This is a genomic window from Lysobacter arenosi, assembly GCF_016613475.2.
Taxonomy (GTDB): Bacteria; Pseudomonadota; Gammaproteobacteria; order Xanthomonadales; family Xanthomonadaceae; genus Lysobacter_J; species Lysobacter_J arenosi.
Genome location: NZ_CP071517.1, coordinates 140,180 through 160,147, shown reverse-complemented (window position 1 = coordinate 160,147; position 19,968 = coordinate 140,180). Strand labels below are relative to the sequence as shown.

20 protein-coding genes are annotated in these 19,968 nt (G+C 67.2%); 5 read left to right on the top strand and 15 right to left on the bottom strand.

All coding sequences use genetic code 11. From position 1 onward, the window contains the following. Positions 1-76: 76 nt before the first annotated feature. From HIV01_RS00805 to grxD, 4 genes are all read right to left on the bottom strand, one after another. A complete protein-coding gene (locus HIV01_RS00805) occupies positions 77-3,271 on the bottom strand; it encodes a TonB-dependent receptor (RefSeq protein ID WP_200604403.1) in 3,195 nt (1,064 codons plus the stop codon). A gap of 341 nt (positions 3,272-3,612) precedes the next feature. Next, complete coding sequence (locus HIV01_RS00800) at positions 3,613-4,209, bottom strand: YhgN family NAAT transporter (RefSeq protein WP_200604402.1); 597 nt, start codon at positions 4,207-4,209, stop codon at positions 3,613-3,615. Positions 4,210-4,233: 24 nt separating this feature from the next. Continuing rightward, positions 4,234-5,004 carry an SDR family NAD(P)-dependent oxidoreductase gene (locus HIV01_RS00795; protein WP_245156878.1) on the bottom strand — a complete coding sequence of 257 codons (771 nt, stop codon included), beginning with the start codon at positions 5,002-5,004 and terminating at the stop codon, positions 4,234-4,236. Between the two features lie 8 nt (positions 5,005-5,012). Next, complete coding sequence (gene grxD / locus HIV01_RS00790) at positions 5,013-5,333, bottom strand: Grx4 family monothiol glutaredoxin (protein ID WP_200604401.1); 321 nt, start codon at positions 5,331-5,333, stop codon at positions 5,013-5,015. A gap of 159 nt (positions 5,334-5,492) precedes the next feature. On the opposite strand from grxD, the gene HIV01_RS00785 reads away from it, so the two are divergent. After that, entirely contained in the window at positions 5,493-6,071 is a 579-nt protein-coding gene (locus HIV01_RS00785; RefSeq protein WP_200604400.1) for a superoxide dismutase, read from the top strand. Positions 6,072-6,150: 79 nt separating this feature from the next. On the opposite strand, the gene HIV01_RS00780 is transcribed toward HIV01_RS00785, so the two are convergent. Next, positions 6,151-7,296, bottom strand: coding sequence for a 5-(carboxyamino)imidazole ribonucleotide synthase (locus tag HIV01_RS00780; protein WP_200604399.1), 1,146 nt, complete (start codon positions 7,294-7,296; stop codon positions 6,151-6,153). Then, complete coding sequence (gene purE / locus HIV01_RS00775; RefSeq protein ID WP_200604398.1) at positions 7,293-7,796, bottom strand: 5-(carboxyamino)imidazole ribonucleotide mutase; 504 nt, start codon at positions 7,794-7,796, stop codon at positions 7,293-7,295. Before purE ends, HIV01_RS00780 begins: the two co-directional genes overlap by 4 nt. Before the next feature lie 64 nt (positions 7,797-7,860). Between purE and HIV01_RS00770 the strand changes: the two genes are divergently transcribed. Next, positions 7,861-8,130 carry a Trm112 family protein gene (locus HIV01_RS00770; protein WP_200604397.1) on the top strand — a complete coding sequence of 90 codons (270 nt, stop codon included), beginning with the start codon at positions 7,861-7,863 and terminating at the stop codon, positions 8,128-8,130. Continuing rightward, positions 8,127-8,996 (top strand): carboxylating nicotinate-nucleotide diphosphorylase, encoded by an 870-nt coding sequence (gene nadC / locus HIV01_RS00765; protein WP_200604396.1) that lies wholly within the window; start codon positions 8,127-8,129, stop codon positions 8,994-8,996. The genes HIV01_RS00770 and nadC overlap by 4 nt, the downstream gene beginning before the upstream one ends. A gap of 23 nt (positions 8,997-9,019) precedes the next feature. Here the strand turns inward: nadC and HIV01_RS00760 are convergent, their stop codons facing one another. Beyond that, entirely contained in the window at positions 9,020-9,832 is an 813-nt protein-coding gene (locus tag HIV01_RS00760) for an FHA domain-containing protein (protein WP_200604395.1), read from the bottom strand. 105 nt (positions 9,833-9,937) lie between these two features. Here HIV01_RS00760 and HIV01_RS00755 point away from each other — a divergent pair, with 105 nt between their 5' ends. Further along, positions 9,938-10,261, top strand: coding sequence for a DUF3301 domain-containing protein (locus tag HIV01_RS00755; RefSeq protein ID WP_200604394.1), 324 nt, complete (start codon positions 9,938-9,940; stop codon positions 10,259-10,261). Between the two features lie 46 nt (positions 10,262-10,307). On the opposite strand, the gene HIV01_RS00750 is transcribed toward HIV01_RS00755, so the two are convergent. The 7 genes from HIV01_RS00750 to HIV01_RS00720 form a co-directional block, all read right to left on the bottom strand. Then, positions 10,308-10,811 (bottom strand): ClpXP protease specificity-enhancing factor, encoded by a 504-nt coding sequence (locus HIV01_RS00750; protein ID WP_200604393.1) that lies wholly within the window; start codon positions 10,809-10,811, stop codon positions 10,308-10,310. 106 nt (positions 10,812-10,917) lie between these two features. Further along, positions 10,918-11,553, bottom strand: coding sequence for a glutathione S-transferase N-terminal domain-containing protein (locus HIV01_RS00745; RefSeq protein WP_158733116.1), 636 nt, complete (start codon positions 11,551-11,553; stop codon positions 10,918-10,920). 149 nt (positions 11,554-11,702) lie between these two features. Next, positions 11,703-12,488, bottom strand: coding sequence for a cytochrome c1 (locus HIV01_RS00740; protein ID WP_200604392.1), 786 nt, complete (start codon positions 12,486-12,488; stop codon positions 11,703-11,705). Continuing rightward, complete coding sequence (locus HIV01_RS00735) at positions 12,481-13,740, bottom strand: cytochrome b (protein WP_200604391.1); 1,260 nt, start codon at positions 13,738-13,740, stop codon at positions 12,481-12,483. Before HIV01_RS00735 ends, HIV01_RS00740 begins: the two co-directional genes overlap by 8 nt. 3 nt (positions 13,741-13,743) lie before the next feature. After that, entirely contained in the window at positions 13,744-14,367 is a 624-nt protein-coding gene (petA, locus tag HIV01_RS00730) for a ubiquinol-cytochrome c reductase iron-sulfur subunit (protein WP_200604390.1), read from the bottom strand. Positions 14,368-14,544: 177 nt separating this feature from the next. Beyond that, positions 14,545-15,486, bottom strand: a complete 942-nt coding sequence (locus HIV01_RS00725) for a lytic transglycosylase domain-containing protein (RefSeq protein WP_200604389.1) — start codon at positions 15,484-15,486, stop codon at positions 14,545-14,547. A gap of 188 nt (positions 15,487-15,674) precedes the next feature. Further along, complete coding sequence (locus tag HIV01_RS00720) at positions 15,675-16,604, bottom strand: lytic transglycosylase domain-containing protein (RefSeq protein WP_200604388.1); 930 nt, start codon at positions 16,602-16,604, stop codon at positions 15,675-15,677. A 152-nt stretch (positions 16,605-16,756) separates the two neighbouring features. On the opposite strand from HIV01_RS00720, the gene miaB reads away from it, so the two are divergent. Further along, positions 16,757-18,163, top strand: a complete 1,407-nt coding sequence (gene miaB, locus HIV01_RS00715; protein WP_200604387.1) for a tRNA (N6-isopentenyl adenosine(37)-C2)-methylthiotransferase MiaB — start codon at positions 16,757-16,759, stop codon at positions 18,161-18,163. Positions 18,164-18,225: 62 nt separating this feature from the next. Here the strand turns inward: miaB and HIV01_RS00710 are convergent, their stop codons facing one another. Next, the gene (locus HIV01_RS00710; protein ID WP_200604386.1) at positions 18,226-19,890 is read right to left on the bottom strand and encodes an amidohydrolase; all 1,665 of its coding nucleotides are present in this window, start codon (positions 19,888-19,890) and stop codon (positions 18,226-18,228) included. Between the last annotated feature and the right edge of the window lie 78 nt (positions 19,891-19,968).

The following is a 19,968-nucleotide window of genomic DNA, read 5'->3' as shown; positions in this document are numbered from 1 at the left end:
TAGCCTGCCTCCCCCACAAAAGAAAACGGCCGGGAAACCCGGCCGTTTTCAGGTGCTTCAGACAACCCGAGTCAGATCAGAACTTGTAACGCAGGCTGACCTGGGCGGCCCAGCGCGAGATGCCCTTGTCGTCGTAGATGGTCAGGGCATCCGGGGTATTGACGCGGTAGATGTACTTGCCGGTCGCCGCATCGACGCCGCCGTACTCGACCACGCCGCGCATGCCCGGGAACGCCATTTCCTCGACGCGACCCCAGTCCTTGTTGAGCAGGTTGCCGATGTTGAGAACGTCGATCGAGATCTCGGCCTTGTGACCGTCCATGAAGCCCGGGAATTCCTGGGCGATGTGCAGGTCGAACTGGTTGACCCAGTCACTGGTCTCGGCATTGCGCTCTGCCACCTGGCCGCGATGCGAGTTGAGGTACTCATTGTTGTTGATCAACGCCCAGAACGTCGCCTCTTCCGCGGCCTTCGTCGCGCCCTGGCCGATGATGACGTCGTCGAGACCGGCCGGGATGTACAGCAGGTCGTTGACGCGACCGTCGCCGTTGGCATCGTTGTCGAAGGTGTAGCTGTACGGACGGCCCGAGCGGCCTTCATAGACCAGCGACACGATGGTGTTGTTGCTGCCGAAGAAGGCGTGCTTCCATTGGGCCGTGGCCAGGAAGCGGTTCTTGATCTCGTAGCTCGAGGTCGCGCTGACTTCTTCGTTGGACTGGAACACCGACACGTTGCCCAGGTTCGAGCTCGAGGTCGAGCTGGTCAGCGGGCTGACTTCGTTGGCGTTGGTGTAGGTGTACGACGCGGCCCAGGCCCAGTCACCGTCGTTGAACGGCTTGTTCAGGCCAATGGTCAGCTGCTGGCTTTCACCCTTGCCGGTGCGCTTGGCGATGATGGCGTCGTTGAAGGCTGTGGCGCGATTGGCGCGCGCGGTGGCGCCGCCGCTGGACACGCCGTCGCGGTTCCAGTTGGCCGGGTTGTAGCCAGCGGCGTTCCAGAACAGTGCGCGACCATCCAGGCCGGTCCGGGTGGAGTTACCCAGATTGAGCTGCTGGTAGTAGATGCCGTCCTTGACCGAGGTCAACACCAGCTCGGCCGACGCGACCACGCCCCACCACGGCAGCTCGGTATCGAACGCCAGGTTGGACTTCCACACCGACGGCTGCACCACATCGGAACCGATGAAGTCGACCGACTGCTGACCGGGGGTACCGCCGGTCTGGGCAACGGCCAGCTGGCCGCGCGGATCGGCCGAGAACACGTTGGTGCCGTTGGAGTCGAAGTAGTCGGTGTAAGTCACGCCGTTGTTGGCAAACGGGTTGGCCAGCCACACCGTCGCCGCCGCACCCTTGAACAGGCCAACGCCACCGCGGACCTGGCTCGGGCGCTCGGTGTCCATGGTGTAGTTGAAGCCGAAGCGCGGCGACCACAGGTCGGCGCCATCGATGGTGTTGTCGTTACGGACGCCGAACAGCGACGAGGCTGCGGCATTGAACACCGGCTTGTCGTCGACGATCGAATGATCGAAGCGCAGGCCGTAGGTCAGCGTCAGGTTGCTGTTGACCGCCCAGCTGTCCTGCACGAACAGGCCCAGGTTCTCCTGGGTGAACACGGCCGCCATCGCGTCCAGGTCGCCGCCCTGCGGATAGAACAACTGGTAGCGGCTGGAGCGGTTGGCGGCGTAGTCGGCGATGCTGTTGAAGGTGTAGACGCCGTTCACGCGGCGGCCGAACAGGTTGTAGACCTCGTTCGACTCATAGTCCGCGCCGAACTTGACGGTGTGGTCGCCGAGGAACAGGTTGCCGGCGAAGAAGCCGTTCCAGGTCTTCGTGCCGAGGACGTTGGCGTGGGTGTTCTCTTCGGTGCCGAAGTTCAGCGTGTTGCTGCCGATGCGCACGGCGATCGCCGGCAGGTCGGTAAGCGGGTTACGCACGGCGGTGTAGTCGCGGTACGAAACCTTGGCCTCGGTCGAGAACACGTCGGTCCAGTCGCTGAACAGCTGCGCGCTGTAGGTCTCCAGTTCGAAGTCCTGCACGTAGTGGTAGGTGTTCAGTGCCAGGGACGTGTTGTTGAAGCCCTGCAGGAACGGCGTGCTCTGCTCGGTCTTGCCGTAGCGGAAGCTGGCGCGCTGGGCGTCGGTGATGTTCCAGTCGATCTTCAGGCCGTACTCTTCGCTCTCGGTGTCGAGCGAAGGCTTGGTCAGCGTGCCGGGATTGAAACCCTTGGCGTTGGACAGGGCGATGACCTGGTCGATCTGCGCCTGGGTGATGCCGACGATGTTGCTCTCGCCCGAGCCGACCGGACCGAAGCCGGAGTTGCCGGTGAACAGGTCCTTGCCGGTGTAGTTCTCGTAGTTGGCGAAGAAGAACAGCTTGTCCTTGATCAGCGGACCACCGAAGGTCATGCCGTAGGTCTGCTCGTTGTCGAACAGCTGCGGGCGGATGTCGTTCTGGTTCTTGCCCGACCAGTCGTTGTCGCGGTAGATGCCGTAGACCGAACCGTGGAACTCGTTGGTGCCCGACTTGGTGACGGCGTTGATCACGCCGCCGGTGCCACCGGAGATGGTGACGTCGTAGTTGGCGACGTCGACCGCGATTTCATCGATGGTATCCATCGAGAACGGCTGGCGCGGGGTCGGCAGGCCGTTGCCCTGCAGGCCGAACGAGTCGGCGCTGCTGATGCCGTCGACGCGGATCACGTTGTAGCGCGGGTTCTGGCCGCCAACGGTGATTTCGTTGCGGGCCTTGTCGCTCTGCACGATGCGCGGGTCGAGGCGGGCGAAGTCCTGCAGGTTGCGGTTGATGCTCGGCATCGTCTCGAGCTGCTCGCGGGTGATCTGCGAGCCTGCGCCCATCTTGTTGGCGCTGAATACTTCCGAGCCGCCGTACGAGATCGCCTGCACCGATTCCAGCGTGGTGACTTCGTTGTTCAGCGCCAGGTCGACCTGGTTGACCTTGTCGAGGTTGAGGTAGACGCCATCCTGGCTGGTCGTGCCAGCACCGGCCTTGTTGATGGTGACGGTGTACGGACCGCCGACGCGCAGGCCGCGGGCGTTGTAGCGACCGTCGGCACCGGTGGTGGCGCGGCTGACGGTGCCCGACTCGGTGTGGGTGATGACGACTTCGGCGCCGGCGACCGGCTGGCCGTCTGCAGCGACAACGCGGCCACCGATACCGGCCGAGGTGGCCTGGGCGAACACGGAAGAGGTGGCGAGAGCGGCGAACAGACCAAGCGCGAGCTTGGACATGCGTACGCGGTTCGGATGGGTCATTGCAGATGGCCTCATGCGTCAGATCAAAGGAAAGGAATGCGTTGCCTGCACGGGGCGACTTCCGCGCGGTAAATGCTTGAAAAAATTGCGTGGCCCCAACACCCGGTGGGTGTGGGCCCCCAACCCGTTTGTTAACAGTAGTTTAACAGGCTAGGTGGGGCTTGTGACAGAGTCGTGACGACTGTCAAGAAACGCCATGGGCGGCAAAGCCGGGGAACGCCGCCCGCTGGCTTTGCTCCGGGAGCGTTCGGTGCTGCCCTCCCGCCCCGCAGGCTCGGCCTTTACGCCGATACCGGGCAGTGCCAGGCCGCCCCGGAGGGGCCATCGGCCAGCACGGCCGCTTACGGGGGAGCGATCTGCAGGTAGGTGCCCAGCCCGTCCAGGAACATCTGCACCGAGATGGCAACCAGCAGCATGCCCATCAGGCGCTCGATCGCGGTCAGCGCGCGGATGCCCATGAGCTTGTAGAGCAAGGTGGCGCTGAAGAGGATCGCCGCGGTCGCACCCCAGGCAATCAAAAGGGCCAGGCTCCATTCGCCCAGGCGGGTCGGCTCGTTGCTGCCCATCAGCATCACCGCGGCCATGCCCGACGGCCCCGCCACCAGCGGGATGGCCATCGGGACGATGAAAGGCTCGCCGTCGGGGATCTCGCCCATCAGCCCTTCCGGCGGCGGGAAGATCATGCGGATGCCGATCAGGAACAGGACGATGCCGCCGGCAATGGAGACCGACTCCTGGCGCAGGTGCATCAGTTCCAGGGCGTACTTGCCGCCCCACAGGAACATCATCAGCACGGCCAGGGCAATCAGCAGCTCGCGCGCCAGCACGATCCGCTGGCGCTTGGGCGGCAGGCCACGCAGCAGGCTCAGGAACACCGGCACGTTGCCGAGCGGATCCAGGATCAGGAACAGCAGCAGTGCTGCCGAGGCAATCGTCATGGGCGTGGCGTCATCGGTACGGCGTCAGAGGCCGAGCGTCGGCAAGGTCGGCAGCGCAGTGGCGGCCGGGGGATTCCAGACTTGGCCGCGATGGACCGCGCCAGCCTGCGACAGCAGGGTGACGCAGGCGCCGGCGTACGCCGATGGCTCGACGGCACCGCGGTCGTTCTCTTCGACGTAGGCCTTGGCGCGCAGCGGCGTGCGCATCGGGCCGGGCTGAAGTCCGGCCACGCGCACCGGGGTGTTGGCGAGTTCACCGTGCAGGGTACCGACCAGTCCGGCCAGGCCCTGCTTGGCGACGCCATAGCCACCCCAATAAGCCTTGCCGATGCGTGCCGGATCGTCGAGCACGAACACCACGGCCGCATCAGGCGCCTTGCCGAGCAGCGGCAGGCAGGCCTGGGTCAGCCACCATGGTGCGGTGAGGTTGACGTGGATCGCGCGGGCGAACACGGCAGGGTCGGTCTGCGCCAACGGCGTCAGTCCGGTGAATTCGGCGGCGCAGTGCAGCACGCCATCCAGGCGCCCTACTTCGCTTTCCAGGCGCTGCGCCAGCTCGGCGTAATCGTCGGGCGATGCGCCTTCCAGATCGAGCGGATACAGCATCGGCTCCGGGCCGACCTGGGTCAGTGCGTCGTACACGCGGTTCAACTTCGGCAGCTTGCGTCCGAGCAGCACGACCGTCGCGCCAGCGCGCGCGCACGCCAGCGCCGCGGCCTGGCCGAGGCCGCCGTGGGCGCCGGTCACCAGGATCACGCGCCCTTCAAGCGGGCGCCCGTCAAGCGCGCGGTCCACCACCGGGCTCACTGGCTGTGGGTCTCGCTGATCATGCGCGCCAGCTCACCGGACTCAAACAGTTCCATGGTGATGTCGCAACCGCCGATCAGTTCGCCGTGGATGAACAACTGCGGGAACGTCGGCCAGTTCGAATAGCGCGGCAGGTTGGCGCGGATCTCCGGATCCTCGAGCACGTTGACCGTGTGCAGCTCGTCCGCACCGGCGGCCTTGAGCGCCTGCACCGCGCGGCTGGAGAAGCCGCACATCGGGAACTGCGCCGTCCCCTTCATGAAAAGGACGATCGGATGGCTTTCGACTTCAGCCTGGATCCGCTCCATTACGGACATGGGTGCAACTCCTGCGATGGTGCGTTGCGAACCTTTGACGGCACGGCAACGAAGCGTGGGGATAGAATGTCCAATTGTAAGCCTTCCCGAGCCGCGGACGCTCCGGCCACCCGGAACTCGCCCCCGGCCCTCCCCTTAGCCAGCCCTCTGGAGCCCGCAATGGCCATCGAACTGCCCGCCCTGCCCTACGACCGCACCGCGCTCGAACCGCACATCTCCGGCGAAACCATCGACTTCCACTACGGCAAGCACCACAAGACCTACGTCGACAACCTCAACAAGATGATCGAGGGCACCGAGTTCGCCGGCATGGCGCTCGAAGAGATCATCCGCAAGTCGCAGGGCGGCATGTTCAACAACGCCGCGCAGATCTGGAACCACACCTTCTACTGGAACTGCCTGGCGCCCAACGGCGGCGGCGAGCCCGGCGGCAAGCTGGCCGAGCTGATCAACAAGGCCTTCGGCGACTTCGCCAAGTTCAAGGAAGAGTTCACCAAGGTCACGGTCGGCACGTTCGGTTCGGGCTGGGGCTGGCTGGTGCAGCGTCCGGACGGTTCGCTGGCCCTGGTCAGCACCTCCAATGCCGCCACCCCGCTGACCGGCGACGACACCCCGCTGCTGACCTGCGATGTGTGGGAGCACGCCTACTACATCGACTACCGCAACGCCCGTCCGAAGTACGTCGAGGCGTTCTGGAACCTGGTCAACTGGGACTTCGTGGCTGCGAACCTGAAGTAACCGCGCGCGATTCAACGCCGCAAAAGCAGACGGCCGGGGAAACCCGGCCGTTTGCGTTTCAGGACGATGTCGGCAAGCGCTACGAACGAGCCAGCGCAGCGATCACCGGATCGACCTGCGCCTGTCGGCCCAGGCCTTCGCCAACGCGTTGCAATGACGTCGCCAGCGCCTGCGCCGAGTCGGCGCGCACGGTGGCGTGGCCGACCTTGCGCCCGGCCCGCGGCAACTTGCCGTAGTCGTGCCAGTGACCACCCGGCTCGGCCAGTACCGGCGTTGCCGACGGCATCTCGCCGATCCAGTTGAGCATGCAAGCCAGGCCGACCATGCGCGTGTCGCCCAATGGCAGTCCGAGCACCGCGCGCAGGTGGTTCTGGAACTGCGAGGTCTCGCTGCCCTCGATGGTCCAGTGACCGGAGTTGTGCACACGCGGCGCCAGTTCGTTGGCCAGCAGCTCACCGTCACGGCAGAACAGCTCGAGCGCGAACACGCCGACGTAATCCAATGCCTCGCCGAGCTTGCGGGCATGCTCGTAAGCGACCTGCGCCAGTGCGCTGTCGACACGCGCGGGGGCAAGGCTGGCCGACAGCACGCCGTCGACATGCCAGTTCTCGGTCAGCGGCCAGGTGCGGAATTCGCCGTCGCGGCCGCGCACGGCCACCACCGACAGCTCGCGTTCGAAATGGACGAAGCCTTCCAGGATCAGCCCGACCTTGCTCGCCTGCGCGCCCAGCGCATCCCACGCGGCGTCGGCGTCGGCCGTCGTCTTGATGCGGAACTGGCCCTTGCCGTCGTAGCCAAGGCGCCGGGTCTTGAGGATGCACGGCGTACCGATCTGTGCGATCGCGGCGTCGAGCTGCTCGCGCGTATCGATCGCGGCGAACGGCGGCACCGGGATGCCCAGCTTCTGGAACAGGGTCTTCTCGGCCAGGCGGTCCTGCGCCGTCGCCAGCGCGCGCGGATTCGGGAACACCTGCACGCGCTCACTCAGCCACTGCGCCGACTCGGACGGCACGTTCTCGAAATCGAACGTGGCCACGTCGACGCGCGAAGCGAACTCGGCCAGCGTGGTTTCGTCGCGATAGTCACCCACCACCATCGGCGCGAACTGGCCGGCGCAGGCATCGGCGACGTTGTCCATCACCAGGAAGCGCAGGCCGAGCGGAGCGCCGGAAAGGGCGAGCATGCGGGCCAGTTGCCCGCCGCCAAGGATGCCTACGGTGGTCATTTCCGCGGGTCGTCGTTGGCGAGCACGTCGTCGGTCTGGCGCGTGCGGAATGTATCGAGCGCGGCGCCGATCGCCGGATGCTCGGCGGACAGCATCGCGGCGGCGAACAGTGCGGCATTGGCGGCGCCGGCGTTGCCGATGGCGAAGGTCGCCACGGGAATGCCGGCCGGCATCTGCACGATCGACAGCAGCGAGTCCATGCCGTTGAGCGCCTTGCTCTGCACCGGCACGCCCAGCACCGGCACGGCGGTCTTGGCGGCGAGCATGCCCGGCAGGTGGGCGGCACCGCCGGCGCCGGCGATGATCGCGCGCAGGCCGCGCGACTGCGCCGTGGCGGCGTAGTCGAACAGGACGTCGGGGGTGCGATGCGCCGAGACCACGCGGATCTCATGCGGGACGCCCAGCGCCTCCAGCTTGGCGGCGGCGTGCTGCATCGTCTCCCAGTCGGAGCGCGAGCCCATCACGATGCCCACCAGAGGGGCCACAGAAGATTCGGACATTGGTCCAGCCTTGGTGCAAAGACGTATTCTAACCGCCTGTTCCGTTCTCCCGGCATCACACCGTATGGATCGCAAGCTGCTCGACCTGCTCGTCTGCCCGACTACCCGCCAGCCCCTGCAACTGCTGGACAGCCGCAGCCTGCAGGCCCTGAATGCCGCGATCCAGGCCGGCGGCATCGTCCGCGGCGATGGCGGCGCCCAGGCCGAACCGGTCAAGGAAGCGCTGGTCACCCGCGACCGCAAGATCGCCTACCGCATCGACGACGGCATCCCGGTGCTGCTGGCCGAAGAGGCCATCGCCACCGCCCAGGTCGACGCCTTCCCCAGCGCATGACCGCGCCCTTTGCCCCGCCGCCGGCCGAGGTCATCGCCGCCGACGTCGCCCGCGCATTGGCCGAGGACCTCGGCAGCGGCGACGTCACCGCCTCGCTGCTGCCCGACGCCGCCGACAGCGCCTACCTGCTGTGCAAGGAAGACGCCGTGGTCTGCGGCCGGCCCTGGTTCGACGCCTGCCATCGCGCACTCGATCCGGACGTGCGCATCGACTGGCGCGTCGCCGAGGGTGACCGCGTTGCCAAGGGCACCGTGCTGGCACTTCTGCAGGGCCGGTCACGCGCCCTGGTGAGCGCCGAGCGCGCTTCGCTGAACTTCCTCCAGACCCTGTCCGGCACCGCGACCACCACGGCGGCCTATGTCGATGCCGTGCGCGGCACCGGCGCGAAGATCCTCGACACGCGCAAGACCATCCCCGGCCTGCGCCAGGCGCAGAAGTACGCGGTGCGCGTCGGTGGCGGCGTGAACCACCGCATCGGCTTGTTCGACGCGGTGATGCTCAAGGAGAACCACGTCCGTGCCGCCGGTTCGCTGACCGCCGCCATCCGCGCCGCACGCCAGATGCATCCGCAGCTGCCGCTGATCGTCGAAGTGGAGACGATCGCCCAGCTGGAAGAAGCGCTGCACGAGGGCTGCGACCGCATCCTGATCGACGACTTCGATGCGGCAACGCGCCGCGAAGCGGTCCGCATCGCCGCCAACCCGCCGTCCAACCGGCGCATCCCGCTGGAGGTCTCCGGCGGTGTCGACATGCAGACCCTGCGCTCGATCGCCGAGGACGGCGTCGACTGCATTTCCATTGGCGGACTGACCAAGCACGTCCGCGCCATCGACCTCTCGCTCAAGCTCGGCCCACCGCCCGCCTGAGGCGGCGCGGTGCGCCGGCCTGCTCAGAGCATCTGCAGGCCGCCCGGAGCCATGACCACGTAGGCACCCGCTGCCGCCGATGCGAGCAGCGCGACGGCCAGCAGCCACGGCCACACCGGGCGCCGACGCGGCGCCGGACGCGGTGCCGCGACCACCTGCACCGGCTCGGACTTCGCCGTGGCGGCGAGACGAAAGCGCAGGGTGTCGAAGGCGATCTCGTCACCGACCCTGGCTTCGCCGCGCAGCACGCGCTTGCCGTTGATGAAGCTGCCGTTGCTCGAGCCCAGGTCCTCGACCTGCACGCCACTCTCCGTCGGCATCAGGCGGGCGTGGTTGCGCGACAGGCCGGGCGAATCGAAACGCATCGTGCTTTCGCTGCTGCGTCCGACGGTGATGACACCGACCAGGGGGTCGCTGCGTCCCGACACTTCGGCCGACACGCCGCGCAGGAAGAAGCGCGGGACCACCGGGCGAACCGCGGTCACGCCCGGGTCGTCGTTGGCCGGCATCAGGTCAGGCCCGGTCGGCGGCGCCTGCCGCGCGACCACGGGCGCAGGACCCAACGCGGCGAGCTTGGCCTGGACCTGGTCGAAACCGACGCTGTCACCCGGTCGCAGCGTGATCAGGCCCGCCACCTTGCGGCCGTTGACGGTGACCGCGGTGCCCGGCGGGACATCGAGCATCACGCCCTGCGCGGTCACGTGCAGCTGGCAGTGCTGCGGCAGCACGCCGGGGTGGTCGATGACGATGGTGGAATGTGGATCGGAGCCGACGCGATTGATGCCGTGGCCCAGCAGAACCTGCGGGTGTTCGCCACCCGGAAAGACGAGTTTCATTGTTGGACCTGCTCCCCTGTCAGCAATGTCCTGTACCCCTTGCGGCCGGCGCGGCGCGCCGCCACATTTAGGACCTGGATACCCTATCCCGCGGTCCCGAATTGCATGCCGACTTTACTGATCCTGATGATTGCCGCTGCGATGGTGTTCGCATTCTGGAGCGCCGGACGCGCCGCGGCCGAGCGCGCCGAGGCGGTCGGGCGGGACGCCTGCCGGGCAGCCGGGGTGCAATGGCTGGACCAGAGCGTGCACGCGACGGGCATCCGCCTGTGCCGGCATGACAATGGCTGGCTCGGCTGGGAGCGCACGTTCCGCTTCGATTACTCGATCGATGGCGAGGACCGGCACGTGGGCCGCATGGTCCTGCGCGGGGATCGGTTGATTGCCTTCAGTGGGCCGGTGACGCGGGCGCCTGCGCAGTTGCATTGAGGCGCAACGTCCTTGGATTCCCGCCTTCGCGGGAATGACAGTCGGTTTATTTGACGATGCGCAGATGCCCGCCGCGGCGCGGCGTCGGCGTCGGCGATTGCGGACCGTCGTCGTCACCCTCGGGGGCCGGATCGCTGGGCACCGCGCTGAGCGTCGTGGTCACGCCCTCTTCGGCGCTGTCGATGTCGCTGTCGAGCTCACTGTCGTCGCCCGCGGCATGCACGTCGTCCGGCAATGCCATGCCCTGCCCGGTCTCGCGCGCGTAGATCGCCAGCACGGCCTGCACCGGCACGCTCACCGGATAGCTGACGCCGCCGAAGCGCGCACTGAAGCGGATTGCGTCGTTGCCCATCTCCAGATGCGAGACCGCGCGCTCGGCGATGTTGAGCACGATCTTGCCGTCCTTCACCGCATGCATGGGCACCTGCACGCTCGGCCGGGCGGCATCGACCAGGAGGTGCGGGGTCATGCCGTTGTCGGCGATCCATTCGTACAACGCCCGCAGCAGATAAGGGCGGTGGCTGGTCATCGGGGGACTTTCCTGACTCATGCGGCGAGTTTAGCGCCGTCGTGTCGTGGGCAGGTGGAAACCGGCGGCAAAAAAACCAAGCGGGCCATGCGGCCCGCTCGTCGAATCCGTAGTACCGGCGGCCGGATCAGGCCGGCATTTCGCGCAGTTTGCGTTCCTGTTCGGTCAGGCTGCGGGTGAAGCCGGGGTTGCGGAAGATGCGGTTGCCGTAGTCCTCGATCGCCTTGCCGTCCTTCGGCATCGGCACGCCCAGCGCATCGAGCCGCCAGATGATCGGCGCCATCGCGCAGTCGGCCAGGCTCATCTCCGGGTTGAGGAAGAACTTGCTCGCCTTGAACAGCGGCACCGAGGCGGTCAGCAGTTCCTTCAGGCGCTTGCGGCCGGCTTCGGCCTGGGCCTTGTTGCCCAGCTGGATGGCCTGCACCTGCGGCACCCAGTCGTGCTCCAGGCGCAGCATCGCCAGGCGCAGGCGGGCGCGCGAAAGCGGGTCGACCGGCATCAGCGGCGGGTGCGGATAGCGTTCGTCGAGGTACTCGCTGACCACGCTGGCCGCATAGAGCACCAGGTCGCGCTCGACCAGGGTCGGCACCGAGTGGTAGGGGTTCAGATCAACGAGGTCTTCGGGCGGATTCTGCGGGTCGACCGGAACCAGATCGTAGGTGACGCCTTTGGCCGCAAGCACCAGGCGCACGCGGTGACACAGCACGCAATCGGTGGAGGAAAACAGCGTCAGGGCATTACGCATACGTGGACTCGCCGCCATTATCGACCTCTCCCAGCCACCAGAATCCGCCGGTGGCAAGACGCCATCCACCCCGTGTGGACGGTCGTCACGGCCTCGATCGCGCAGCCCGCCGCATCAACCAAGGAACCCGCACATTGCTGGGCGGGTTCCAAGGGATACAGCAGCGATCAGTGCTTGTCCACGTCTCGCCAGTACTCGATCTTGAGCAGGTAGGCAATGATGGTGAACATCGCCAGGAACAGGATCACCCATACGCCCAGGTTCTGGCGCTTGAGGGCGGCCGGTTCGCCGGCGTACTCGAGGAAAGTGGTGATGTCGCGCACTGCCTGGTTGAAACCCTGCTCGTCGAGCTGGCCCGCCTGGGTCACCTTCAGTCCGTGCACCGGACGGTCGCCGGTCTTCTTGTCGGCTTCGCCGAACTCGGCGTGCTGGAGACCCTGCAGTTCCCACAGCGGGTTCGGCATCGAGGCGTTCGGGAACAGCTGGTTGTTCCAGCCCAGCGGACGCGACTCGTCCAGGTAGAACGACTTCAGGTAGGTGTAGATCCAGTCGCTGCCACGCACGCGCGAGATCAGGCTCAGGTCCGGCGGCATCTTGCCGAACCACTGGTTGGCATGCTCCGGCGTCAGGCTGACCTGGATCTGCTCACCGACCTTGGCGCCGGTGAAGTTCAGGTTGGCCATGACGTCGTCCTCGCTCAAGCCGAGGTCTTCGGCCATGCGCGAGTAACGCAGGTACTTGAGCGAGTGGCAGCCCGAGCAGTAGTTCATGTACAGCTTGGCGCCGCGCTGCAGCGAGGCCTGGTCGCCCAGGTCGGTGCCCGACTGCAGCAGGTTGCCGCCCGAGGAAGCGTAGGCGGACACCGACACCAACAGGCCGGCGGCAAAAATGGCGAGCTTCTTCACGATGCGCGTCTTCTGGAAGGGCTGGCGGACGTCGGTCTGGTTAGTCATGCATCGTCACCCGTTCCGGCACCGGCTTGGTCCTGTCGAGCTTGGTCCAAATCGGCATGGTGATGAAGAAGACGAAGTACAGGAAGGTCAGCACGCGGCCGATGATCGTCTCGACCGGGTCGGTACCCGGACCGGCGCCGATCTTGCCCAGCCACAGGAAGCAGATCGCCAGGATGCCGAGCATCAGCTTGGTGATCCAGCCGCGGTACTTGTGCGACTTGACCGGCGACTTGTCCAGCCACGGCACGAGGAACAGCACCGCGATCGCGGCGAACATCACGATCACGCCGCTGAGCTTGTGCGGGATGACGCGCAACATCGCGTAGTACGGGGTGTAGTACCAGACCGGCTTGATGTGCTCCGGCGTCACCAGGCGGTTGGCCTCGGTGAAGTTGTCATGCTCCAGGAACCAGCCACCGAAGGCCGGCGCGAAGAAGATGACGAACGCGCAGATAATCAGGAAGAAGCCGACGCCGAACAGGTCCTTGACCGTGTAGTACGGGTGGAACGGGATGCCGTCGAGCGGCTTCGCCGCGTCCCAGCGGTTGCCCTTCGGACCCTTCTTGATGTCGACGCCGTCGGGGTTGTTGGAACCAACCTCGTGCAGCGCGCCCAGGTGCAGCACGACCAGCAGCAGCAGGACCAGCGGCAGCGCGATCACGTGCAGGGCGAAGAAGCGGTTGAGCGTGGCATCGCCGGGCAGGTAGTCGCCCATGATCCACTCGGTCAGGCCGTTGCCGATCACAGGGATCGCGCCGAACAGCGAGATGATCACCTTGGCGCCCCAGAACGACATCTGGCCCCACGGCAGCACGTAGCCCATGAAGGCTTCAGCCATCAGCACCAGGTAGATCAGCATGCCCAGGATCCACACCAGTTCGCGCGGCTTCTGGTACGAGCCGTACATCAGGCCGCGGAACATGTGCAGGTAGACGACGATGAAGAACATCGACGCACCGGTGGAGTGCATGTAGCGGATCAGCCAGCCCCACTCCACGTCACGCATGATGTATTCGACCGACGAGAACGCTTCGGCCGCGGACGGCTTGAAGTGCATCGTCAGGAAGATGCCGGTGACGATCTGGTTGACCAGCACCAGCAGTGCCAGCGAACCGAAGTAGTACCAGAAGTTGAAGTTCTTCGGTGCGTAGTACTCGGTCATGTGCTTGCGGTACGCCGGCATCATGCCGGGCGCGCGCGCGTTGACCCAATCCCAGGCGCCGAGGGCGGTGCGGGTAATGATGTTCGACATGACTTACGCCGCTCCCTTGCTGCCGGACGACGGATCGACGCCGATCACGATCGTGGTGTCGTTCTCATAGTGGTGCGGCGGCACGACCAGGTTGGTCGGCGCCGGGACGCCCTGGAACACGCGGCCGGCCATGTCGAAGCGCGACTTGTGGCACGGGCAGAAGTAACCGCCCTTCCAGTTCTCGTCGAACGGCTCCGGGCGGATCTCGGCCTTCATTTCCGGCGAGCAGCCCAGGTGCGTGCACAGGCCGACCAGCACGGAGACCTCCGGCTTGATCGAGCGCAGCTCACCGGTGATGTACGCCGGCTGCTGGTCCTTGTTCTCGGACTTGGGATCGCGCAGGTGAGCGTCGAGGGTCGGCAGCGCGGCAAGGATCGCCTTGGAGCGCTTGACGATCCAGATCGGCTGGCCGCGCCATTCGAGGATCATGCGCTGGCCTTCCTCCAACGCACTGATGTCCGCCGAAATCGGAGCGCCGGCGAGCTTGGCTCGGGCACTCGGATTCCAGGACTTGATGAACGGTACCGCCACAAAACCGGCCCCGACCGCACCGACCACGGCAGTGGTCGCGGTCAGGAACCGACGGCGGCCCTGGTTGACAGGATCGTGGACCCCTTGGTTGGCCATCCGGCACTCCGCAAAGCTGTTCGAAGTTACACCGCGTAGCCAGCCACTGGCGACGGCTCGCGGCACAAAAGACGGGGAAGTGTAACGGAACGGTGAATGGCCCGACAATCCGCCGATGTTGCGCAAACCGCCCGCTGGACCCCGGCAGGCGCCCTGCGGCCTCAGAAACTCCTCAAATCAGCGGACGACGCTGCCCGCGCCGCGGTAACGCTCGGCCAGCTGGGCCACCCGCACGACGTAGCGCTGGGTCTCGTTATAGGGCGGCACGCCCTTGTACTTGTCCACGGCGCCCTCGCCGGCGTTGTAGCCGGCCGCGGCCAGGGTCAGGTTGTTGTTGAAGCGCTTGAGCAGCCAGGCCAGGTACTGCACGCCACCCTGGATGTTCTGGCTGGCATCGAATGCGTTGCTGACGCCGAAGCGCCGCGCCGTCGCCGGCATCAGCTGCATCAGGCCCTGCGCGCCCACGCGCGAGAGCGCATTGGGGTTGTAGGCCGACTCGGCATGGATGATCGCGCGCACGATCGACTCGTCCACGCCGTGCTGGCGGGCGGCGGCGGCGATCTCGTTGCGATAGGCATCGGTATTGAGGCGGACGGTGCCGAAGTTGACGCCCGGCCGGGCGCTGCAGGCGTAGCAGGCCTCGATGTAGCTGTAGCGGATGGTGCGCACGGCGCTGGCGCTGGCCACCCCGCGCGGTGCCTTGCTGGTGTAGTGGCGGACGCCATCCTGGATGTACGAGTAGACCTGGCCGCGCACCACGCGCGGGCCCGTGCCGCTGGCCTGGGCCGGGGCGGCCGGCGCCGGCGTGGCTGCCGCGGACACATTCATGGCGACAGGCACCGCGACCGGTGCAGCCGGGGCATGGATCGAAACGGGAGACCCGGCAACCGGACTGGCCGGGGTGGCGCTGCCCATCGCGGCCGGCGCCTTGGCGGGCGCGGCAGCGGGTCGGTCCGCGCCGCGCGACTGGTTGATCAGGGTGCAACGGGCGCCTGCCGGCTTCTTGCTGACGTAGCTGCGGCTGCCGTCAGGCAGGTCGCAACGGTACAGGCCACCGGCCACGGACGGCGCCGCAGCCAGCAACAAGGCAATCCCCAGTAGCAGTGAGCCCCCCCTCATGGCCGCGAGTGTGTCCTGTCTCCCCAGGTGCTTCAAGTGCTTGATCGTGCGGGTTGAATCGAAACGTGATCGGTACCCCGTCATGCCTGCCACTGGCGCCTCCCCCGGTGCCTGGTCCTGCTCCCATGGCGGGCGACGCCGGAGCCCCACCCCCGGCTTCGCCCCCTGGGCCCCTGTCATTGCCTCGCTCAGGGCGACTGCCTGGCGTTGCGGTAGCGATCGGCCAGTACGGCGACCCGTTCGACGTAGCGCTGGGTCTCGCTGTAGGGCGGCACGCCCTGGTAGCGGTCGACCGCGCCTTCGCCGGCGTTGTAGCCGGCCGCAGCCAGCGTCAGGTTGCCGTTGAAGCGCTTGAGCAGCCACGCCAGGTACTGCACGCCGCCGCGGATGTTCTGTCCGATGTCGAAGACATTGGCCACGCCGAAGCGCCGCGCCGTCGCCGGCATCAGCTGCATCAGGCCCTGCGCCCCGACCCGCGACAGCGCGCGCGGGTTATAGGCCGATTCGGCATGGATCACCGCCCGCACCACCGCCTCGTCGACGCCGAAGTCGCGCGCGGCCGCGGCGATCTCGCGCCGGTAGGCCTCGGTGTTGAGGCCGACGGTGCCGAAGTCCACGCCCGGCTGCAGGTCACAGGCGTAGCAGGTTTCCATGTAGGTGTAGCGCACCCGGCTGACCGGCCCGATGCCGGCGCCATGCTCCGGCCGACGGCTGCTGTAGATGACGTCGCCGCCGCTGTTGTAGCTGTAGATCTCGCCCTGGGCGACGCGCATCGGAACGGCGTTTGCCGGTCTTGCAGGAGCACGCGCAGGCGCATGCACTGGTGCATTCACAGGTGCATCCGTCGGCGCCGCGCTGGCGATCTGGGGCTCCTGGAGCTCGCGAGCCACCGGCGGCAGCAGGTTCGTCTCGCCGACCCGGGCCGGCATCGACGGCTGGCTGACCCGGCCCAGCGGCGCAGGCTCGAAGGTGCCCGGGCAAACGGGCGTGGAGGCTTCCGCGGCCGCCGTCAGCGGCTCGGCGCCGCGTTCGCAGCGCTCGGGGCCCGCGGCCACGACCGGCGAGAACGCCAGCAGGCACACCACCCGCAGCCACCACGAACCTGCCTTCACGGACATTCCCTCGGCCCCGTCGGCGCACCACGCGCCTGCCCTACTCCTGAGCCAACGCGAACCAGCCGCCAACCCGGCCCGACCCCGTGCCGCCGGCGCGGGTAGAATGACGCCCCCTCCGGAGCGGAATAACCGCCGCCCCTCCCGGAACGAGCCAGATGACCGACAAGACTGCCACCAGCGCCCCCGCACCCGTCACTCCGGGTGCCCGCAAGCTCTACATCCAGACCCACGGTTGCCAGATGAACGAGTACGACTCGGCCAAGATGGCCGACGTGCTCGCCGCCAGCGACGGCATGGAGCTGACCGACAACGTCGAGGAAGCCGACGTCATCCTGATCAACACCTGCTCGATCCGCGAGAAGGCGCAGGAAAAGGTCTTCAGCCAGCTCGGCCGCTGGAAGGCGCTGAAGAATGGCGGTCGCACGGTGGTGATCGGCGTCGGCGGTTGCGTCGCTTCGCAGGAAGGCGAGGCGATCGTCAAACGCGCGCCGTACGTCGACCTGGTGTTCGGTCCGCAGACCCTGCACCGCCTGCCCGAGCTGATCGCCGCCAAGCGCGCGACCGGCCTGCCGCAGGTCGACATCAGCTTCCCCGAGATCGAGAAGTTCGACCGCCTGCCCGAGCCGCGCGCCGAAGGCCCGAGCGCTTTCGTCTCGATCATGGAAGGCTGCTCGAAGTACTGCTCGTTCTGCGTGGTGCCCTACACCCGTGGCGAGGAAATCAGCCGTCCGTTCGAGGACGTGCTGGTCGAAGTCGCCGACCTGGCGTCGCAGGGCGTGCGCGAGATCAACCTGCTCGGCCAGAACGTCAACGCCTACCGCGGGCCGATCGCCCCGGCCGAAGACGGCGGTGAGGCCGAAGTCGCTGACCTGGGCCTGCTGATCCGCACCATCGCCGAGATCGAAGGCATCGGCCGCATCCGCTTCACCACCTCGCACCCGCTGGAGTTCTCCGACTCGCTGATCGAGGCCTACCGCGACGTGCCCAAGCTGGCCAACTACCTGCACCTGCCGGTGCAGGCCGGCAGCGACCGCATCCTGGCGGCGATGAAGCGCGGCTACACCTCGCTCGAGTTCAAGCAGAAGATCCGCAAGCTGCGCGCCGTGCGTCCGGACATCTCGGTATCGTCGGACTTCATCGTCGGCTTCCCGGGCGAGAGCGGTGCCGACTTCGAGAAGACCATGAAGCTGATCGAGGACGTCGGCTTCGACCAGTCGTTCTCCTTCATCTACTCGCGTCGCCCCGGCACGCCGGCCGCCGACCTGGAAGACAACGTCTCCAGCGAGGAAAAGCACGCCCGCCTGTCGCGCCTGCAGGCGACGATCAACGACAACGCCCGCAAGATCGGCCAGACCATGGTCGGCAGCGTGCAGAGCGTGCTGGTCGAAGGTCCTTCGAAGAAGGATCCGAATGAGCTGACCGGCAAGACCGAGAACATGCGCTCGGTGAACTTCCCGGGCCATCCGCGCCTGGTCGGCCAGTTCGTCGACGTGGTGATCACCGAGGCGCTGAGCAACTCGCTGCGCGGTCGCGTGGCCATGGGCGAGCTCGAGGTCGCCTGACGCGTCAATCCCTTCTCCCGCGAGCGGGAGAAGGTGCCCGGCGGGCGGATGAGGGCGTTGCCCTACTTCGCGGCGCTATACACCGCGCGACCGTCGACGTACGTCGCTTCAACGGTCAACTCGCGCAAGCGCGCCGGCGGGATCGCCAGCGGGTCTTCTTTCAGCACGACGAAATCGGCGCGCTTGCCGACCTCGAGGCTGCCGACTTCCGCCTCGGCGAATCCCGCGTAGGCGGCATCGAGGGTGAAGCCACGCAGCGCTTCGAACGCGGTCAGCTTCTCCTGCGGGAACCAGCCACCGACCGGCAGACCGTGCGAGTCGGCGCGCGTGGCCGCCGCATAGAGTCCGAAGCGCGGGTCCACCGACTCCACCGGGAAGTCCGATCCCAGCGCCAGGCGCGCGCCGCTGTCGCGCAGCTGGCGCCAGGCGTAGGCGCCGACGATCCGCTGCGGCCCGACGCGGTCCTGCGCCCACGGCATGTCGCTGGTGGCGTGGGTGGGCTGCATCGAGGCGATCACGTGCAGCTGCGCCAGCCGCGGCAGATCCTGAGGCGTCAGCACCTGCGCGTGTTCGATGCGCCAGCGATGGTCGCCCGCCGAATCCGCACCCAGCGCCTTCGCATAGGCTTCGAGCACTTCGTGGTTGCCACGGTCGCCGATGGCGTGCGTCGCCACCTGCACGCCGCAGCCCTTGGCCTTGATAGCAGCGGCCAGCAACGCATCGGGCGACATCAGCATCAGGCCGCGATTGCCGTGGTCGTCGCTGTAGTCCTGCACCATCGCCGCGCCGCGACTGCCGAGCGCGCCGTCCGCATACAGCTTGACGGTGCGCATCTGCAGGCGGCCCGACGCGTGCCGGTAAAGGCCATCGCGGCAGATCTGCGCGAGCGCGTCGCCGTCGCCGGCCGCCATCGCGGTGATGCGCAACGGCATCTGGTTGCGATCGGCCAGGTGCTGGTAACGCCGCAACTCGGCCAGGCTGACGCCGGCGTCGTGCACGCCGGTCAGGCCGTGTTCGACGGCGGACTGCATGCCCAGCACCAGCGCGCGTTCGGCCGTGGCGTCATCGAGCGGCGGTCGCGATTCGTCGACCAGGGCCATGGCGCCGTCGACGAAGATGCCGGTGGGTTTGCCGGCGGCATCGCGCTCGATGCGGCCGCCGTCGGGCTGCCAGCTGCCGGCGAGGTCGCGCTTGACCGCACGCAGCGCCGCGCTGTTGGCCCAGCCGGCATGGCCGTCGATGCGTTCCAGCCAGACCGGCCGATCGGGGAAGGCCGCGTCGAGGTCGGCAGCGGTCGGGAAGCGCTTCTCGGGCCAGTCGTTCTGGTCCCAGCCGCGCCCGATCAGCCAGGCATCGGCCGGCAGCTTGGTGGCGAACTCGCGCAGGCGCTTGATCACCTCGTCCTTGCTGGTCGAATCGACCAGGTCGGCGGTGAGCATCGTCAGCCCCAGGCCGGAGACGTGCGCGTGCGCGTCGATCAGGCCGGGAATGACCGTGGCGTCCGCCGCGTCGATCCGCCTGGCCTTGGGGTAGCGCTTGATCAGCGCGGCGGTGTCGCCCAGGGCGAGGATCCGTCCGCTGTCGTCGTAGGCCAGTGCCTGCACGCGCGGCTGGGCGGAGGCCATCGTGTGGATCCGGGCCGCGCTCAAAACCGTGACTTCGGCGGCGTTCGCGCTACCTGCCAGCGCCAGCAGCAACGTCGAAATGGTCAATCCAAGCTTTTGCATCACGCCCTCCCCAGGCGATCGGAGCCTGGCGACTTTGCGCAATGATGCGATGAGGTGCAAGTCGCACCGTCATCCCGG

Coding starts and splice junctions, on each gene's coding strand:
- HIV01_RS00805 (WP_200604403.1), bottom strand. CDS start 3,271: ATGACCCATCCGAACCGCGTACGCATGTCCAAGCTCGCGCTTGGTCTG.
- HIV01_RS00800 (WP_200604402.1), bottom strand. CDS start 4,209: ATGACGATTGCCTCGGCAGCACTGCTGCTGTTCCTGATCCTGGATCCG.
- grxD (WP_200604401.1), bottom strand. CDS start 5,333: ATGTCCGTAATGGAGCGGATCCAGGCTGAAGTCGAAAGCCATCCGATC.
- HIV01_RS00785 (WP_200604400.1), top strand. CDS start 5,493: ATGGCCATCGAACTGCCCGCCCTGCCCTACGACCGCACCGCGCTCGAA.
- HIV01_RS00780 (WP_200604399.1), bottom strand. CDS start 7,296: ATGACCACCGTAGGCATCCTTGGCGGCGGGCAACTGGCCCGCATGCTC.
- purE (WP_200604398.1), bottom strand. CDS start 7,796: ATGTCCGAATCTTCTGTGGCCCCTCTGGTGGGCATCGTGATGGGCTCG.
- HIV01_RS00770 (WP_200604397.1), top strand. CDS start 7,861: ATGGATCGCAAGCTGCTCGACCTGCTCGTCTGCCCGACTACCCGCCAG.
- nadC (WP_200604396.1), top strand. CDS start 8,127: ATGACCGCGCCCTTTGCCCCGCCGCCGGCCGAGGTCATCGCCGCCGAC.
- HIV01_RS00760 (WP_200604395.1), bottom strand. CDS start 9,832: ATGAAACTCGTCTTTCCGGGTGGCGAACACCCGCAGGTTCTGCTGGGC.
- HIV01_RS00755 (WP_200604394.1), top strand. CDS start 9,938: ATGCCGACTTTACTGATCCTGATGATTGCCGCTGCGATGGTGTTCGCA.
- HIV01_RS00750 (WP_200604393.1), bottom strand. CDS start 10,811: ATGAGTCAGGAAAGTCCCCCGATGACCAGCCACCGCCCTTATCTGCTG.
- HIV01_RS00745 (WP_158733116.1), bottom strand. CDS start 11,553: ATGGCGGCGAGTCCACGTATGCGTAATGCCCTGACGCTGTTTTCCTCC.
- HIV01_RS00740 (WP_200604392.1), bottom strand. CDS start 12,488: ATGACTAACCAGACCGACGTCCGCCAGCCCTTCCAGAAGACGCGCATC.
- HIV01_RS00735 (WP_200604391.1), bottom strand. CDS start 13,740: ATGTCGAACATCATTACCCGCACCGCCCTCGGCGCCTGGGATTGGGTC.
- petA (WP_200604390.1), bottom strand. CDS start 14,367: ATGGCCAACCAAGGGGTCCACGATCCTGTCAACCAGGGCCGCCGTCGG.
- HIV01_RS00725 (WP_200604389.1), bottom strand. CDS start 15,486: ATGAGGGGGGGCTCACTGCTACTGGGGATTGCCTTGTTGCTGGCTGCG.
- HIV01_RS00720 (WP_200604388.1), bottom strand. CDS start 16,604: ATGTCCGTGAAGGCAGGTTCGTGGTGGCTGCGGGTGGTGTGCCTGCTG.
- miaB (WP_200604387.1), top strand. CDS start 16,757: ATGACCGACAAGACTGCCACCAGCGCCCCCGCACCCGTCACTCCGGGT.
- HIV01_RS00710 (WP_200604386.1), bottom strand. CDS start 19,890: ATGCAAAAGCTTGGATTGACCATTTCGACGTTGCTGCTGGCGCTGGCA.